At 66.4% G+C, this 17,620-nt stretch carries 9 protein-coding genes; 7 read left to right on the forward strand and 2 right to left on the reverse strand.

Features of this window, described 5'->3' with window-relative positions; all coding sequences use genetic code 11:
- Positions 1-24 precede the first annotated feature (24 nt).
- From ACIPY8_RS02880 to ACIPY8_RS02910, 7 genes are all read left to right on the forward strand, one after another.
- The gene (locus ACIPY8_RS02880; protein ID WP_400814749.1) at positions 25-6,882 is read left to right on the forward strand and encodes a PA14 domain-containing protein; all 6,858 of its coding nucleotides are present in this window, start codon (positions 25-27) and stop codon (positions 6,880-6,882) included.
- 44 nt (positions 6,883-6,926) lie between these two features.
- The gene (locus ACIPY8_RS02885; RefSeq protein WP_400814751.1) at positions 6,927-7,457 is read left to right on the forward strand and encodes a hypothetical protein; all 531 of its coding nucleotides are present in this window, start codon (positions 6,927-6,929) and stop codon (positions 7,455-7,457) included.
- 1,113 nt (positions 7,458-8,570) lie between these two features.
- Entirely contained in the window at positions 8,571-9,728 is a 1,158-nt protein-coding gene (locus tag ACIPY8_RS02890) for a hypothetical protein (protein WP_400814753.1), read from the forward strand.
- Between the two features lie 677 nt (positions 9,729-10,405).
- The gene (locus ACIPY8_RS02895) at positions 10,406-11,083 is read left to right on the forward strand and encodes a hypothetical protein (RefSeq protein WP_400814755.1); all 678 of its coding nucleotides are present in this window, start codon (positions 10,406-10,408) and stop codon (positions 11,081-11,083) included.
- A 122-nt stretch (positions 11,084-11,205) separates the two neighbouring features.
- Positions 11,206-11,808, forward strand: coding sequence for a hypothetical protein (locus tag ACIPY8_RS02900; protein WP_400814758.1), 603 nt, complete (start codon positions 11,206-11,208; stop codon positions 11,806-11,808).
- A gap of 705 nt (positions 11,809-12,513) precedes the next feature.
- On the forward strand, positions 12,514-12,855 hold the full coding sequence (locus tag ACIPY8_RS02905; protein ID WP_400814760.1) for a hypothetical protein: 342 nt from the start codon (positions 12,514-12,516) through the stop codon (positions 12,853-12,855).
- 181 nt (positions 12,856-13,036) lie between these two features.
- Entirely contained in the window at positions 13,037-16,201 is a 3,165-nt protein-coding gene (locus tag ACIPY8_RS02910; protein WP_400814762.1) for a S8 family serine peptidase, read from the forward strand.
- 82 nt (positions 16,202-16,283) lie between these two features.
- On the opposite strand, the gene ACIPY8_RS02915 is transcribed toward ACIPY8_RS02910, so the two are convergent.
- Both ACIPY8_RS02915 and ACIPY8_RS02920 read right to left on the reverse strand, forming a co-directional pair.
- Complete coding sequence (locus ACIPY8_RS02915) at positions 16,284-17,201, reverse strand: pirin family protein (protein ID WP_400814765.1); 918 nt, start codon at positions 17,199-17,201, stop codon at positions 16,284-16,286.
- Positions 17,201-17,530 (reverse strand): GNAT family N-acetyltransferase, encoded by a 330-nt coding sequence (locus ACIPY8_RS02920; protein ID WP_400814767.1) that lies wholly within the window; start codon positions 17,528-17,530, stop codon positions 17,201-17,203. The genes ACIPY8_RS02915 and ACIPY8_RS02920 overlap by 1 nt, the downstream gene beginning before the upstream one ends.
- Between the last annotated feature and the right edge of the window lie 90 nt (positions 17,531-17,620).

Genomic DNA, 17,620 nt, shown 5'->3' on the forward strand with positions numbered 1-17,620 from the left:
GGTCCCCCTGTGGAAGGAACTGCGGTGCGCCGTCTCTCTGCTGCTGTGCTGGCCTGCGTACTGGTCGGTGTTCTCGCCGTCCTCACGCCCGAGTCGGCAGCGGTCGCCGACGTTCTGGTGCGCACGGCGAATCCGGTCACCGCGGTGCCTGCGTCGCGGGACATTCCCGACAACGGCGAGCTGCAGGCGGAGGACGTCGAGCGACTCGGGGGCGAGCCCGATGCGCCTGCGGACGGGGTGTCGGAGATGCCCGGGGGAGACTTCTCCGAGCTCGTCGCCGAGGCGGAGCCTGTCTCTGTAGCGGAGGGCGATCCGGCGCGATACTCGCGTCGCGCCGAGAAGGTCGAGACGGATGGCGAGGCTCTCGCCGAGCGAGCGGATGAGGGCGAGGTCGTCGAGCGGGATGAGTACTCGACCACGTTCGAGACCGAAGAGGGGACATTCATCCGCAAGGAGTCGCAGGAGCCGCTGAACTATGTGACGGCCACGGGCGACTGGGATGAGATCTCGACCGAGGTCGTGAAGGACGGCGACCGGTGGGTCGCGGAGAAGCATCCGCTCTCGCCGTCGTTCGCCGACGAGGCGAATGCCGATGACGCGGTGTCCGTCGAGGCCGATGGGCACGAGGTGTCGTTCTCTCTCGATGGCAGCGGGGACAGTTCGGCGACCTCGGATTCGTCCGACGGCGAGAGCACCGACCTCCTGCGCTTCTCGGACATCCGTGCGGGCGTCGATCTGGAGTACGAGGTCGAGCCCGGCGGGGTGAAGGAGACGTTGATCCTCGCGGCGGCGCCGAAGGGCGCGGCGACCTGGTCGTGGCGTCTGGACGTCGGCGAACTCGTGCCGGTGCTCGGCGAACACGACGTGCTCGAACTGCAGGATGCCGCCGGGGCGGTCGTGATGCACGTTCCCACCCCGGTGGTCTGGGACTCCTCCGGGGAGGAGGGCCAGAGCGAGGACACCCTCATCAACGCCGACGTCGCGATCGAGCAGGAGGCGGACGGGACATGGATCTACCGCATCGACGTCGACGCGGACTGGCTGCGATCGGATGAGCGCACGTATCCGGTGTACGTCGACCCGACGATCCAGTGGGGGCCGCCGCATCAGCGCTCGTTCAAGTCCGACGGGGCGGTGTTCATCGATCAGTCGCACATCGGGAACACCCGCCAGAACAATCAGAACGTGTTCTGGCGCACCTACACATGGTTCGATGCCACGCCCGCGTACAAGAAGTTCGTCGGCAACGCGCAGATGTACGCGGTGTATGCAGGATCCGGCACGACGACGGGCTACAGCGCAGCGGTGAACAAGGGCACCGGCGACTGCTACGAGTGTCGAGGGGCGTGGCTGGCCGACGTGTACCTCGAAGGCGGTGGCGCGTACACGTCCGGTGAAGGGATCGGCCGGCACATCGTCAACTACTTCGGATCGAACATGGCCGCGATCCCTGTGCACATCCAGGGGTGGGAGACGTCGGCGTACACGTACAAGAAGATCGCGACAGCGATGTACATCGAGTACTGGGACTATCCGACGGTCACCCAGGCCTCTCCAGCGAACGCTGCGACGGCGCAGTCGATCACTCCGACGCTCTCGGTCACGACGACGAACTCCTCCCCGTACTCCCCTTCGCAGGCGCAGTCGTTCGAGGTGTCGGCGAACGCGAACATGACGAACCCGGTGTGGTCGTCGGGGTGGGTGAACGCGAAGCAGGTCGAGGTTCCCGAGAACAAGCTTCTGCCGGGCACGACGTACTACTGGCGGGCCAAGACCATCGACGGACACAGCACCTGGCTCGGGCAATCGACCGAGCGGGTCACGGCGGTGCGATCGTTCACCACGCAGCTCGTGCCGCCCACGCCCCCGGAGGCGAGCGCGTTCCCGGGCAACGCCTCAGGCCTGCCGGAGACGATCGTGACGCTCACCCCCACCCTGCAGGTGGATGCCGTCGCCGATCCCGACAACATCCCCGCAAACGGCACGGTGAAGTACGAGTTCAAGATCGCGACCGGCGCGGACGCGAAATCCGGCGCGGTGTTCACCTCGGGGCTGATCACCGCTGATCCCGATGGGAAGGTGCGGTGGACCGTGCCGCCAGGGACTCTGCGTGACGGCAACATTTACTCGTGGATCGTGCAGCCCACCGACGGGATCGGCAAGAACACGACGCCCGCATGGGTGAAACGCGTCAAGGTCGACATGCGGCTGGGGTCATCCGGCCCGTCACCGTTCGACACGACCGGGCCGGTGACCGTCAACCTCGCGAACGGCAACGCCAACCTGTCGTTCTCCTCCCCGCTGATCAGCACTCTCGGCGGCCCGATGGGCATGTCGTTCAGCTACAACTCGCTCGGCGCCGGTGTCTCCAACCTCGGACTCACGGGCTCGTACTACAGCGGCAAGGACTCTCTCGGGAACGTGCCGACGACGCCCGCCGGATACACGTTCACGGGTAAGACGCCGCTCATGGTCCGCACGGATTCGGCGTTGTCGTTCGACTGGTCGACGGAATCGCCGGGACCGGCGCTCACGCGCGAGAACTTCATGGCGCAGTGGACGGGGTTCATCCGTGTGCCGCACGCGTCGTCGCAGTGGCGGTTCGGAGTGCGGCACGACGACGGCGTGAAGCTGCGCGTGAACAGCACGACGATCCTCGACAAGTGGGTCAACGGCGGCACCGGCATCGAGTGGTCGGGGAATCAGAACCTCGCCACGCAGGAGGTGCCGATCCAGCTCGACTACTACCAGGCGGCGGCAGGATCCTACGTGGAGCTCTGGGCCGACGACCTCGCCGACGCCGACGGGCCGGTGATCGTGCCCGCGTCGTGGTTCACGACTCAGCGCACCACGATGCGCGAGGGGTGGACGGCATCCACGCCGATCGCGGGTGACGCCTCCGCCTGGTCGAAGGCGACGATCGAGCCGCAGGCGATCGTGCTGACCGACATCACAGGCGGCGCCCACACCTATACCCGCACTTCGACCGGGGGGTACACGCCCCCGGTAGGGGAGTACGGCGTCGTGTCGCTCGACAACACCGGTCGCGTCGTCTTCACCGACGAGGGCGGCACGGTGTACCAGTTCGCCGCCAACGGCAGCGTCGAGACCGCCACATCGGTCGCCGACGGCCAGAAGCCGGCGGCGCCGATCACGATCTACAACAGTGACGGCACCGTCAAGGAGATCGTCGACCCGCTGTCGAAGGACGGGTCGACCTATCACCGCAAAGTGTCGTTCGTCTATCAGGACGCGGCACAGACCGTGTGTCCGACGCTTCCGCCCAACTACTACCCGGCGCGCGCCGGCTCTCTCTGCAAGATCGTGTATCCGAAGCTAGCCCCGGATTACACGCCGGTCACGAACCTCTACTACGCCGGTGGACAGCTCTGGATCATCGAGGACCCGGGTGGAGAGCGCACTGTCTTCGGCTACCGCGACGGGGTCATGCATTCGATCCTGGATTCGACCGCGAACGACTACCTACTCGCGCAGCCGGTGGTCAGCGACTACGACCCGCCGTACGTCAACATCTGGCGAACGGACGGCCGCGTCTCCTCCATCGATCTCCCTTCCCCCGACGGGGGACCGACACCGGGCATGACCAAGACCTACACGTACGACACGACGGCTCGCACCAGCGCCGTGTCTGTGAAGGGCGTGCCGAACTCGACGAGCACGGTCGCGTACGACGCGGTGTGGCGGCAGACGTCGGCGACGAGCCCTCTCGGTGTCACCGCGACGCAGGAATGGCATCCGACAAAAGACCTGGTGCTGTCGGCCACGAACTCGCTGGGCATGAAGTCGACGACCGTGTACGACCCGGCGACTGACCGCGCGACGGACACGTACGGCGCCGCACCGGCGGCGTGCTTCCAGTCGAATGGACGGCCGGTGGCCGACCCCGTCGGGGTGAGCGGCTGCGGCATCCAGCCGGCGCACACGGCGACCACCTACGACAGCGGGCTGCAGGGACTGCAGGCGACGTACTATGCGAACCCGCATCTCGCGGGCAAGCCGTCGCTGATCGACCTCGGTGTCGGCGGCACAGCGGGCGCGGTCGACCGGTCCTGGGGCACGGCGTCCCCGGGCACCGGCATCCCGGCCGATAACTGGTCGCTGCGGTTGACGGGACTCGTGACCTTCCCGGACGCGGGGCAGTACACGTTCGTCACGAACAGCGACGACGGCGCACGCGTGTGGGTGGGCGACTCCCTCGTCGTGGACAAATGGGAGACCGGGTCGGCGGAGCGCGTCGGCGCGCCGGTCACGGTGACGGCGGGTGAGACGCGGCGAATCCGCGTCGAGTACCGCGACGACACCGCTGCGGCGACCGTGCAGCTGAAGTGGCGCACCCCGTCGTCGGGGACGACGGCGTCGGTGGTTCCGGGGTCGGCGTTGCGTCCGGACTACGGCCTGGTGACGCGGACGACGGCGGATGATTCGACGAACGCGCCCGGCGCGGTGGCGCCGTCGACGACGGCGACGATGACGTATCAGCATCCGTGGTTGGGGCAGGCGACGGCATCCACGGTCGATCCGGATGGGCTGGCGTTGACGACGGCGACGACCTTTGAGCAGCCGGGTGGGTCGGGGTGGTTGCGGCGTCTCACGCGGGCGTTGCCGGGGGCGACGGTGGCGGGTGCTCCGGCGTCGGCGCAGACGACCTCGACGTATTACGGGGATCTGGAGAATGCGCCGGCGGTGTGTGGGATTCCGGCGGGGACGAAGCAGGCCGGGATGGTGAAGTCGACCACGGGTCCCACGCCGGCGAGCGGGTCGGCGATCACGACGCAGTTCGCGTATGACGCGTGGGGTCGCACACTCGGCACGAAGTCGTCGGCGGATGCGGACTGGTCGTGTGTGACGTACGACGCGCGCGGGAAGGTGGTCTCGTCGACCGTGGTGGGTCCGACCGGTGTCGCATCGATCTCGTCGGCGACGTCGGAGAGCGTGCGGGTCGTCGGTGGTGGGTACACGTATGCGACGACGGGGGTGGCGGTGGCCGGTTCTCCGAATGGGTCGACGATCACCACGCAGACGGATCTGTTGGGGCGGACGGTGAGTTACACCGACGTGTGGGGCACGGTCACGACACCGACGTATGACCCCGCATCGGGGCGGGTGACGCAGGTGTCGACGACACCCGCGGGCGGCGCGGCGTCGGTGACGGCGTACACGTATGACGCGGACGGGAAGGTGCTCACGGTCACCGTGGACGGGGACCAGCTTGCGTCGGTGACGTATGACGCGTTGCAGCGGTTGGCGCAGATCGCCTATCCGGATGGCTCGGCACTCAACCAGGTGGGTCGGGATGCGGCGCAGCGGGTGGTGTTCCAGGAGTGGTCGGTGGGCGGGCAGCTCGTGTCGGACAACATCGTCCGTTCCCAGTCGGGGCGGATCGTGCAGCAGCACACGGGCACCGGGACGACGAACTATTCATCGACGTACGGGTATGACGGGGCGGGCCGGTTGGTGTCGGCGAAGATCCCCGGGCATGAGCTGACGTACGCGTTCGGGTCGTCGGGTGGGTGTGGTCCGAACGCCTCCGCGGGGGCGTCGGGGAACCGGACCGGGTTGACGGATGTGTGGACCGCGCCTGGACAGGCGTCGGTGACGACGTCGACGGCGTATTGCTTCGACTGGGCCGATCGGTTGTTGTCTTCCACGGTGACGGGGGCGATCCCGGGCGCATCGAGCGTGACCGACGGTGTCGCGGCATCCGAGATCGTCTACGACGGCCGGGGGAACACGACCCGCCTGGCGGATATGCAGTTCGCGTATGACGCGGCGAACCGGCATGTGGGGACCACGTACGACGACGGCACCACAGTCACGATTGTCCGGGACGCGACGGGGAGGATCGTGTCCCGCACCACCGACCCCGCAGGTTCCGCTCCGGCATCCACGGTGAAGTACCTGTTCGCCGCGGGTGGGGATGCGGCGTGGGGGCAGAAGACCGGCACCGACCTCACCCGCAGTGTTGGTCTCCCGGGTGGGGTGTCGTGGACGGATCAGGCCGGAACGGTCACGTGGTCGTTCCCCGGGCTCGGCGGCCACGGGTTGATCACCAGGTCGGGTGGTACGAACGGTGCGTTGTTGTTGTGGGACCCGTTCGGGCAACCCGTCGACCCGGTCACGTTCGCGATCGGCACCGCCGCGACGGATGACACGAACCAGGTCGCCGGCAACACCCTTTGGCACCAAGGCGCACTGAAACCCGCGGAGTCGGCAGGGTCGACGTTGGTGGTCGAGATGGGGGAGCGGTTGTATGTCCCCGCCCTCGGCCGGTTCCTGCAGGTGGATCCGATCGAGGGAGGTGGGGCGAACGACTACTCCTGGCCCACCGACCCAATCAACAAGCATGACCTTAGCGGCAAAAAGTGGTCGATCGCGCCACCAACGGACTATCAGGGAAAACGGGCGATCTCGACAACGCATACGATTCAACGCAGGATGAACTATCCAACGCGGGTCGCAGTCAATGCTGAGGCCACTCGCAAGGCGTTCTGGGACAACCCACAAGGCCGTCAGTGGGACACGCTCGTGAGCGATATCGCGAAGAACTCGAAGGCGGGTTTCACCGGCACCATCTGCGCAGCGGCCTGTTTTGAGCTCGGGAACGACCACTGGGGGGTAGGGCTCGGCCCGAAGGCCACTCTCGAAGGGTCTGTTTCGACCGGCGTGACGTTCAACGGACCGACGACCCCGACATCTCAGATATCAGGTAACTGTAGTGCGACACTTGGTGTGGGGGGCTATGTGGAGGGCTCGGCCTATGGGGCAGACCCCAGCGGGGTAAACACCGCGTTCTCTTCGGGGTTTGGTGCAGCCACTGGATTCGGCGCGGGATGCGCTGTCATGTTCAACTTCTACTGGTGATAGGTGCGATGGATCCGAGTTGTGTTCCGACCGGAGTAGCGCAAGTGATCATGGTCGGGTTTGCGGTCGCTCTCGTCGCACTCAGCCCATGGCTGGTGCTGCGGGGGCGGGCGGTGTATCGAGATGGCCCTGCTTTCCAACGTTGGATCTGGAATACTGCGCCGCTCTGGGGGCCAGTAACGACCGGCGTCATCTTGCTGTGGGGAGTCGCAACGGTGTTCGGGGGCTGGTCGACGCTCTGCCTCCCGGACCGGGAGTGGAGCGCGGTGGGCGTGGTGTTCATCGGGATCGGGGTCGCTACGGCCCTGATCGCGGTGGCGCGGATGATCGTCGGTCGCGTCCGGGTCGGAAACGGGACCAGTCAGAGCAGGAAGCTCAACGAGACGAGCGAGGACCTCGACGAGGCTGCCGAGGACAGCGGTGCAACGAACACTCTGTCCGCTGGCGTCGTCGAAGCCGGTCCGCGCGTCCGCACCCGCAACATGCCCATCGAGCAGCGGCGTGTGATCATCGCGTACGCACTCACCTACGCACCAGCCATCATCATCATCATCATTGGTGTCGGGCTCCTGTAATCCGAGCGCATCGCGAAGAGTGGGCATATGGGGTTCTTCGCGCTGTTGCGCCTCCGGTGGTGGTGACGTTGGTCGTAGGGACGTTCCAGAACTATCTCATCGGCGTCGTAGGCCTAGCCGACCCAGACGCTTAGGGCCGTCACTAACGCTGCGAGGTTGGCCAGAGGTGGCGGTGGCATGGTTCGCATCGTCGGCGTTGGAGCGGGTGCGGCTGCATACCTCGCTCGCGACGGCTTCTCGAGTCGCTTCAGCGGCGGCGGTCTCGGTACCACTCGAGCCGCGTTTACAGCGAACACGACCGGTCACCGACGAAACATTAGGAGTGTCAGAGCCGGAGTTGTGAATACGCTGAAGTGGCAGGTCTCGGCCCTCACTGGGCCGGCGAGCGGCGCAGCAACGACGGCTGCACGCCCGTACGTATCGAGCAGCCCCCCGCGAAGCTGGTGAAGAGGATCGGCATCAGGAAAAGATGACTATTGGCGCTGAAAGCATCCGCGTGGTGCCTGGGTCCGCAAGAGGCGTGCGAGTCGCGGGGTCGCTATGGGGTGCTGCGCTCGCGCTACTGAGCGTGTTCGCTTTCGCCGCCCACTCCGCATGGCTTCCAGGGAGCACGTTCGCTCTGGGTGCTGTTTTCCTAGCGGCTCGTCCGTGGGGCATGGGCGTTGAGCTTCGGCCGGGCGAGATCGTTGTCAAGAGTTGGTTTCGGGTGCATCACTTCGAGAGCCGACGTATCGTCGGAGTCGATGTCGTCGATTGCATTAGCCTCTTAGTGGGATTCGGTACGGGGTTCATTCCCCTAATTGGACGAGTGCGAATGCTCGACGTGAGCATCGAATCGGGCGACAGGACTCGAACTGTCTCGCTGCCGGGAACGCTCGGGCGATTCAACTCCGTGCTACTCACAGCTCGGAAGATGCGCGCTCATTCCGGTCTTCCCGAGTAGGCAGTCGCGAGAGGCCGTGCTCGCCGCTCACCTGTGGGTTCGGGCGTGAAGTTCACACGTCAATGAGAGAGTTCATCGTCAGTTACTTGAGCGAGCGGTGACCAACCCCGGCATCGGAACCTCGGCATGGGCCAACCTGGTTCAATAGGTCTTGGTGAAGGGAACGGACGATGGCTCTCGACCGTGGACGGGTCTTTCCGTGGTATCCACTTTCCGGAGGGGAGGCCGCCGAGTATGTGATCGAGGTTGAGGACCCGCCGACGGACGCTGCTGACCTGCGCGAGGCGATCCACGAAGGCATGCGCATCACCGTCGAAGGTGGCGCGAAGTCTGGGCCGGACTTTTCGCTCGCGTTCCTCCACCCGGTGATCGGCGAGGTTAAGGACCTGCGGATCTCGACTTGGAATCCGGTAACAGGTGTCAGTTGCCTGTCGGGAGCGGCCCGCTTGCGCTCCCTGGAGTTCGAGGTGGGGTCGTCGAGCGAAACGGCCGACCTTGAATTGCTGCCACAGCTCGAGGCGTTTCGCGGCAAGATCACGCGCACGGTCGGGTCGGTACTGCGGAACGCAAACTTGAAGTACTTGCAGGTGGACGGGGCGATACCGAAGACGTTCGCGAGCGTCGCTGGCCCGCTACAGCTCTTTGTGCAACAAGGGGCGCGCGCTCAGACCATGTTGCCGGAACTCTCCGATGCGAGCGCCCTGAAGAGGTTGGTGCGCATAGACGTGAACTTCTTCGACCTCGACCAACTCGACGGCATGAGTAACTTGACCGAACTGACCTTGTCCCTGTGTCGAGAAGTCAGCGGCCTGTCCGCCCTGTCTCGACTGCCGCGGCTGTCGTCGCTGGAGTTCAAAGGGGTCGGAACCCGTGAGCTGTGGGAGAGCATCCCGAATGTGCCGTTCGGGCTCATGCAGGAGCTGACACCTCACCCGCCGAAGTCAGTTCTGGCGAACTGGCGGCGCCAGAATTGGATCGCGCCCCTCGACGCTCCCTCGAAGCAGGTCGAGGCCCTTGTTCTCGATGAGGTGGGGGACGGGGATTCGTGGGGGGTGCTCCTGACGCGGTTCGATGACCTCGCGGAGGCGGTGAGCGTGGTCGACGACACCGTCGCGAGTGGTCTTCACGGGGAGAGGTTCCTGCTCGGGATCGTCGCGGAGTTACGGCGTGGTGGGGCGGTGTTGGATCCGGAGCCTGATTCGGAGGGCGGGCTCACGGCTGTGTACTTCCCCGATCGGACCCAGGCCGCACTGGTGTTCGAGCGCGCGCGGGAAGCGCTCGGCTCGAGCGCCGAGGCGAAGAGCGCCCACCTTCGCGACGGGATGTGAGCCGGGCCAGCCCTGGCGAAGGCGTCGGAGAGGAACCGAGTCGGCGCTCAATCAGATGGGTTGGGATGCGGCGCAGCGGGTGGTGTTCCAGGAGTGGTCGGTGGGCGGGCAGCTCGTGTCAGACAACATCGTCCGCTCTCAGTCTGGCGAATCAGTATAGGTATTGGTTAGGGTCGCCGGTACAACGTGGGCTCTGGCTGTCCTGGGAACAGGGTGATTCATGGTGTACGCGTATGCGTGCTGGGAAGGGCTCCTCCTCGCCGGCGTGACTGCAGGATTCCTCGCGATTAGGCCATGGTTCATGGGCGTCTATTTGCTGCAGGGCGCAATCGTGGTCAAGGGTTGGTATCGCAAATTGCGGATATCATGCGACGATATCGTCGGGGTCGAGCTCGACGAGTGCATGAGTCTTCTTGTCGGATTTCGAACTGGCTTTATGCCGTTTGTGGGGCGAGTTCGGATGGTTAGTCTTGAGGTGGTCAACGGTGACAAAGCACGCTTTAGTTCCCTTCCGGGAACCATTGGGCGATATAAACCGTGCTCACCCTCGTTCGGGCCATGCGGAGGCACGCTGGGCTCCAAGAGTAGGCGCGGGGGCATTCATATTGCACACTAGTCACGGATGCGACGATGTCACAGTCGGCTACTCGCCGCTGGGGGAGTTCGCGGGAGGTATCGTGATGGTCGCCGTTCCGGACGGTGACTCGGGCGACTGGGGTTGGTTTCGCTGCTGGGCCCCACATCGGTACACCCTGAGCATCGAGGAGAATGACAGTTCTCGCGATCTTTGCATTACTGTTCGTGAATCGTTAGTTGAGCCGTCGAGTGGTTGGAATACTGCCGCCAATGTTGGGGAGTTTTATGACGGCGACTATGCCGAATTAGTGCATGGTCCACGCGAAGGCCGGCTTCTAAGTCTCTCGGAACGCACCTCCGACAGTCCCACCGCCGACGACGACGCGGTCGCTCTGGCAATGCAAGTCCCGCTGCTGCAAGCGATGGCGCGGATGGAATTACTCGATGACGCTCTTGTGCAGTCTCTCCGTGACGCGGAGGTCTCGGGCTCCAGCGATGAAGCGATCGAGTCTTTGCTCTCGCACTTCCGAAGAACCGTGCACGACCAATACAGGACGCTGTCGCCAGATGGCGCCGTTCGCTGGTGGTTTGCCTCCTTGGCGGTCAGTATGGCTGAGGGGGAGACAGCTGCCCGCGCGTCGCACCTGCGCGACGCGCGCCGCATGCTGAGCGCGATACTCAATCGCGATTTGATCTGGGTGTCGGGTGATTGGTCGGAGGCTCTATGCCATACCGTTCGCCTGGCCGTGCTGCGCCTGGCCGAGCCAAGTGCGCATTAGCGGCACGGCCGTGTGTGCAGCAGACGTCCGTGTCTTTCTTGACAGTGACGGGGCGATCCTGGGAGCGTCGCCGAGAGCAGCGAGGAGACCACGAATTGACTGGTGATCGAAGACCCGACCCGTTGGAAATCCTGAACAGCGCGTCCATCGGGCCGGCGACGAACCTCGCTCGTGCCTTCGCCCTTGCGTCCCTTGCGTTGGCGGGAATCGTCCTGTTGATCGTGCCGAGCCTTACCGGCGCTCCGCTCACGAACCGGATCCTCATCGGTCTGGGCGCTCTCGCGTTCCTTGCGATGTCGTTCATCGGGTTGTTCCGATATCGGCGGCTGGTCAGGAGATTGCAGGAGGACGCGAACCGGGACGGAGCGGTTCCCATTTTCGCGTTCCTGCAAGCGGAGATCATCACCCCTGGCGCGGCCCGGCCCTCGTTCGTCGGACAAGGGTGGGTCGTATCGCGAGGAGACCACCTCGACATCACATGGCAGTCGACGCTCACCGGACCGGGCGGAACCCGCTCGATCGCACTCACCGACGTCACTGGCGTGGCCTACCGCAAATCCGACATCATGGTGTTCAATCGTCTGATTCTCGGGATGCGCGGCGAGGTGACGAGCACGTTCGTCATCGCCCCGACCAACGGGTCGGGACTCCGTGGCGCGACCGAGGATGAGGTCCGGAAGGCTATTGCCACCATCGAGGGTGCGCTTCCTTCAGGATCGGGCTGAGCGGTGCGCTTGAGTTATCGCGGAGCGGCAGGGATCCGAGTCGCAGGTGTGGATTTCGTCACCGCCCGGCGCCCACCTCATCGCGATTCCTCTCTTCGGAATCAGCTAGATTCGGCGTACTGCAACCGCGTGGTACCGAAGTGGGCAGGCGGCTAGTTCCACCTCAAGGGAGATCACGCATATGAGACCTAAGCGGTTCTTGCCGCACCTCTATCTCGAGGACTACTGCATGTGGCTCGTCCAGACCATGCTTCCCCTCATAGCGGTCTCCGCGCTCTTGCCCGTCGACACCATCGATGGGAATCGCCTGACCGCGGCTGTGGTCCTTCTGTCTTTCTCGGTTGTCGGTGTGACGATTGTGCTTCTGCGCGGTCGCGGGGCTCGCAGTCTCGCCGCGCATATCAGGGCTCGAGGTGACATCGGTTGGGCGTTGGCGTTTGACGAAGCGCAGCTGCAGGACCGGCACGGGCAGCCCCTGCGAGGATTCGAGGACGGTGCCCTGTCGATCGATGCCGACGGAACTCTCGGCATCTGGCCGGTCGGGTCGGGCTCAGGCGTCACCCCGTTCGTGGCAGTCCCGCACCAGGACCGGGGCGAGGCACGTACCGTCCATGACTTCCGATTCTTCGCGTACCCCACGATCTCCATCGACGTGGACCCTGACGCGGTGCTGGTGGTGCGGCCACTCAAGCCACGAGGACTGCCGTGGAGAAGGGGGATGACGACCAGGGAGATCGCGGAGGCCGTGGAGTGCTTGGCTGTCACTCGTTCATCAGCGTGATTGACCCAGGAATCATCGTCCCCGGGATCATCTTCGGCCCGCTAATCATCGGTCTGGGTGTGTGGCTTGCCACTCATTCGCGGCGGGCCAAGAATGCGATCTACGACCAGCAGCGGATGCTTCTGGGGAAGAGGATCGCGGACCTCTCCGCGGGAGGGTCGTCGCCGCGTGCGCTTCGCGTCGTCGGGGCGTTGTTCGTGATGTTCGGATTGTGGTTCATGTTCGGCGCAGTCGTCGCTCTCGTGCAGTTCGCGGCGCGTGCGTGACCACAGCGGCGGTCTTCGCACGATCTCCGAAACCGTTCCCACGCCCCGCGACCAACGCACAGCCCCACCCTGGTCTTTCGTCTAGGGTTTGCCCCTGAACCTGGCAACCCGGTGTGAGCCCGGGCTACTTTGATCCGCGGCGCGGCAACGAGGCCACGCCGGGATCATCGGAGAAAGACTCATGGGTCGAACACCCCTCCGGATGGCGGCGGCCACAAGCCTGGCCGCGCTGTTCGTCGCGTCGACGGCAACCGCAGGATACGCAGGCGTCGAGGAGGTGAACGCACCCACCCCGATCGAGGGGACGCCCGGCCAGTACATCGTCGTGATGAAGGCCGACCCGCTCGCGAGCTACGAGGGCGGAGTCGACGGCATCCAGGCCACGAAGCCGGCCGAGGGCGAGCAGCTCGAGCCCGAATCCCAGGACTCCCTCCGCTACGTCGAACACCTCGAGACCGAGCAGCAGACCCTCGCGCAGCAGGTCGGCGTGACGCCCGACACCACCTACCAGGTCGTGCTCAACGGCTTCAGCGCGCAGCTGTCCGGCGAGCAGGTCGACACGCTCCGCGCCTCGAAGGACGTCTTCGGCGTGTACCCGGACTTCATCCGCCACCCCGACGCGCAGAGCTCCACGAGCTTCCTCGGACTCGGCGACGACAAGAAGGGCAAGGGCGGCGTCTGGCAGCAGACCGGCGGCGTCGACAAGGCCGGCGAGGGCGTCGTGGTCGGCGTGATCGACACGGGCATCGCGCCCGAGCATCCGTCGTTCGAGGGCAAGAAGCTCAAGCAGCAGAAGAAGGACCACAAGCGCCACAAGGGCGGCCAGCCGTACACCGACGGCACGACCGTCTACTTCGACAAGTCCGACGGCGGACGTTTCCAGGCGACCATGGTCGAGGGCCAGGGCTGGGACAAGAGCGACTACAACAGCAAGCTCATCGGCGCCCAGTACTTCTCGTCGGGTGCCGCAGCCGCCGGCTTCGACTTCCAGTACGACTACCTCTCGCCGCGCGACGGCGATGGCCACGGCTCGCACACGGCGAGCACGGCGGCCGGCAACTTCAAGGTGAAGGCGACCGTCGAGGGCGTCGACCTCGGCACGATCTCTGGCGTCGCACCCGGTGCCAAGATCTCCGCCTACAAGGCCTGCTACGTCGGACCCGACCCCGCGGTCACCACCGACGACATCTGCGCCGGTAGCGACCTCATCGCCGCGATCGACCAGGCCGTCGCCGACGGCGTCGACGTCATCAACTACTCGATCGGCGGCGGCGCGGCATCCACCGTCCTCGCCCCCGAGGACATCGCGTTCTTCAACGCGGCTGCTGCGGGCGTCTTCGTCGCGACGAGTGCGGGCAACGACGGACCCGACTCCGTCACCGCCGACCACGCCTCGCCCTGGTACACGACGGTCGCCGCATCGACCATCCCCACGTGGGAGGGCACCGTGCAGTTCGACGGGTTCGCGCAGGCCGGCGCCTCGGTGAGCGTGCCGTTCGGCAAGACCGTGACCGGCCCCTCCGTGTACGCCGGCGACATCCCGGCATCCGGTTCCTCCGGCGCGGATGCCGCGCTCTGCCTCCCCGGCACGCTCGACGCCACCAGGGCCGCCGGACACATCGTGGTCTGCGACCGCGGCAACAACGCGCGCGCCGAGAAGTCGCAGGTCGTGAAGGATGCCGGAGGCATCGGCATGGTCCTCGTGAACGTGCCCGGCGGAGCGGACTCGCTCGACAACGACTTCCACGTGGTGCCGACCGTGCACCTCGCCTCGGCCTACCGCGCCGCTGTGCTCGCCTACGTGCAGGGCGGTGTCGACCGTCCGATCTCGCTCGTCGGCAAGAACACCACCGGGGTCACGACCCCGGTGCCGCAGATCGCCGGCTTCTCGAGCCGCGGCCCGATGCTCGCCGACGGCAGCGACGTCATGAAGCCCGACATCGCCGCCCCCGGGGTCGCGATCCTCGCCGCCACCAACAACGCCCCCGACGAAGCGCCGACCTTCGGCATCCTGTCGGGCACGTCGATGGCGTCGCCGCACATCGCCGGCCTCGCGGCCCTGTACCTCGGGGAGCGGCCGAACGCCAAGCCCGCCGAGATCAAGTCCGCGATGATGACCACCGCGTACGACACGGTCAACGCCGACGGATCGCCGAACACCGACCCGTTCCAGCAGGGCGCCGGGCAGGTCGACCCGAAGCGCATGTTCAACCCCGGCCTGCTGTACATGAACGACGTGGTCGACTGGATGGCGTTCCTCGAGGGCAAGGGACTCGCCGACTTCCCCGGCGACCCCATCGACGGCAGCGACCTCAACTCCGCGTCGATCTCGATCGGCTCGCTCGCGAGCGCCCAGACGGTCACCCGCACGGTCACCGCGACCGAGAAGGGCACGTTCACGGCCTCCGTCGACGTTCCCGGCGTGAACGTCACGGTGTCGCCGTCGACCCTGAAGTTCGACAGGGCCGGTCAGAAGGCGACCTACACGGTCACGTTCGACAACCAGAGCGCGCCCGTCGAGCAGTGGGCGACCGGATCGCTCACCTGGACGAGCAAGAAGAACACGGTGCGGTCGCCGATCGCGGTCTTCCCCGTCACTGCGGATGCTCCCGCCGAGGTCACGGGCACCGGCGTCGAGGGCTCGACCACGGTGGAGATCACCCCGGGTCTCGACGGGGACCTCGCCCTGGGGCTCTCGGGCCTCACGCCGTTCACTCTGCTCGAAGACCCCGACGGCCGCGTCGTCGGACACTCGGGCGATGAAGCATCCGGTGATGAGAACAAGGACGTGTCGTGGATCGTCGACGTACCGGAGGGCACCACACTCGCCCGGTTCGACCTCGACTCCTCGGACGACACCGGCAGCGACCTCGACCTGACCGTGTACCGGGTGGTGAGTCCCGACGACCTCCGCTACTACCAGCAATGGCAGTCGGCCACCGGCTCGGCCGACGAGCAGGTCACCGTCGCCGCCCCGACCGCGGGCACCTACCTGGTCGTCGCGAACGTGTACGCGACATCGGCGCCGATGACGTGGGACATGACCTACGCCGTCGTGCAGCCTGCGGGCGAGGGCACGCTCACCGCCACCCCGAACCCGATCGCCGCCGTGCGGGGCGAGAAGACGAGCTACGACCTGAGCTGGACCGGCCTGACCCCCGGCACCCGCTACCTCGGGCTCGTGCAGTACGGGGAGTCGGCCGTGCGGACGATCGTCACGGTCGACGTGCCGGCCGCGGCGGACGTGCCGGATGCCGACGTGCCGGAGACGGAGGCCCCGCCGACGGAGGCTCCGCCGACGGATGCTCCGCCGACCGAGGCCCCGCCGACCGACCAGCCCGGGTAGTCGCCCCCGGTCGTTGAGCGAGACGAGACGCGGTGAGATCCGGAGAACGGCTCACCGCGTTTCGTCTCGCGAATACCCGGTGTCAGATCCTGCGGCCGCGCGGCATGAGGCGCACATCGGGCAGGGGCGGCGCCGGGATGCGCACGTCGTGTCCCTCGACCACGCCGAAGCGGTCTGATGCCGCCTCCCAGTCCTCGCGCGCCGACACGATCTCCTCGTGGGTGCGTCCGGCGAAGTTCCACCACATGACGATCTCGTCCTCGAAGGGCTCGCCGCCCACGAGGAACAGCAGCGCTCCGTTCGCGCTCGACACCTCGACCTCATCGCGCGCGTCGCCCAGGTAGAGCATGTCGTTGAGCTCCATCGGATGCTGTGACACGACGGCATCCCCCTCGACGAGCAGGAGGCCGTGCTCCCAGTCGGTCCGCAGCGGCAGCGGCACCGTGCTGCCCGCGGCGATCGCGATCTCGGCGCCGACGATCGGCGTGTGCACGGTGGCGGGCGACGCGATGCCGGCGAACTCGCCCAGCACGACCGTGGCGGCGGCATCCGCTCCCTCGATCGCGCGGAGCGTGACGCCGGGCAGGTCGGTGTGGCGCTCGAAACCCGCGGCGCCGTGGCGGGCGCTCTCGGGGAGCACGACCCAGAACTGCAGGGCGTCGAGCGGCACGGGTCCGTCGCCGATCGAGTACTCCGAGTGCGAGATGCCGTTGCCGGCGGTCATGAGGTTGAGCTGCCCGCGGCGCAGGTCGGCGTCGCTGCCGAGCGAGTCGCGGTGGCGGATCTCGCCGACGAGCGGCCACGTCACGGTCTGCAGACCGATGTGCGGGTGCGGCTCGACGCGCATGCGCGTATCGGCGGGACCGAACCGGTCGAGGAAGCACCAGGCGCCGATGGTCGGCAGGTTTCGGTGCGGCAGCAGGCGCAGCACGTTCATGCCGCGCACGCCTCCGAGCGGCACCTCGCGCGGCTCGAGGACGATGCGACGTTCGCCGATCATCAGGAACCCGTGGGTTCGGTGCCCGCGATCGGTGCGGGACGCTGCGGCCAGTGGATCTCCGCGCCCGGGATCTCGTGCGTCGTGAGGTACTTCGCGATGTACGGGCACAGCGGCACGATCGCGTCGCCCGTCGCCGCTGCGTCGGTCAGCGCATCCTTCGCGAGGATGCTCGCGAGCCCCTGACCCTGGAACGCCGGGTCGACCTCGGTATGGATGAAGCGGATCGCGCCGGGGCGCAGCTGGAACTCGGCGAAGCCGGCGAGCGTGTCGCCCGAGCGGATCTCGTAGCGGGAGGCGTCGTCGTTGCGGGTCACGGTGAAGTCGGTCATCGGATGCTCCTTCGGGCGTCTGCGTCCAACCTAACCCCGGGTGGCGGTGGGAGGGTGGTGAACGATGTCGGGGAGGGGCGCCCGGGTGTC

The organism is Microbacterium sp. NPDC089696 (assembly GCF_044749125.1).
Taxonomy (GTDB): domain Bacteria; phylum Actinomycetota; class Actinomycetes; order Actinomycetales; family Microbacteriaceae; genus Microbacterium.

Excerpts from the sequence above, each read along its gene's own strand:
- ACIPY8_RS02890 (WP_400814753.1), top strand. The coding sequence starts at position 8,571 with ATGGCTCTCGACCGTGGACGGGTCTTTCCGTGGTATCCACTTTCCGGA.
- ACIPY8_RS02910 (WP_400814762.1), top strand. The coding sequence starts at position 13,037 with ATGGGTCGAACACCCCTCCGGATGGCGGCGGCCACAAGCCTGGCCGCG.
- ACIPY8_RS02920 (WP_400814767.1), bottom strand. The coding sequence starts at position 17,530 with ATGACCGACTTCACCGTGACCCGCAACGACGACGCCTCCCGCTACGAG.
- ACIPY8_RS02915 (WP_400814765.1), bottom strand. The coding sequence starts at position 17,201 with ATGATCGGCGAACGTCGCATCGTCCTCGAGCCGCGCGAGGTGCCGCTC.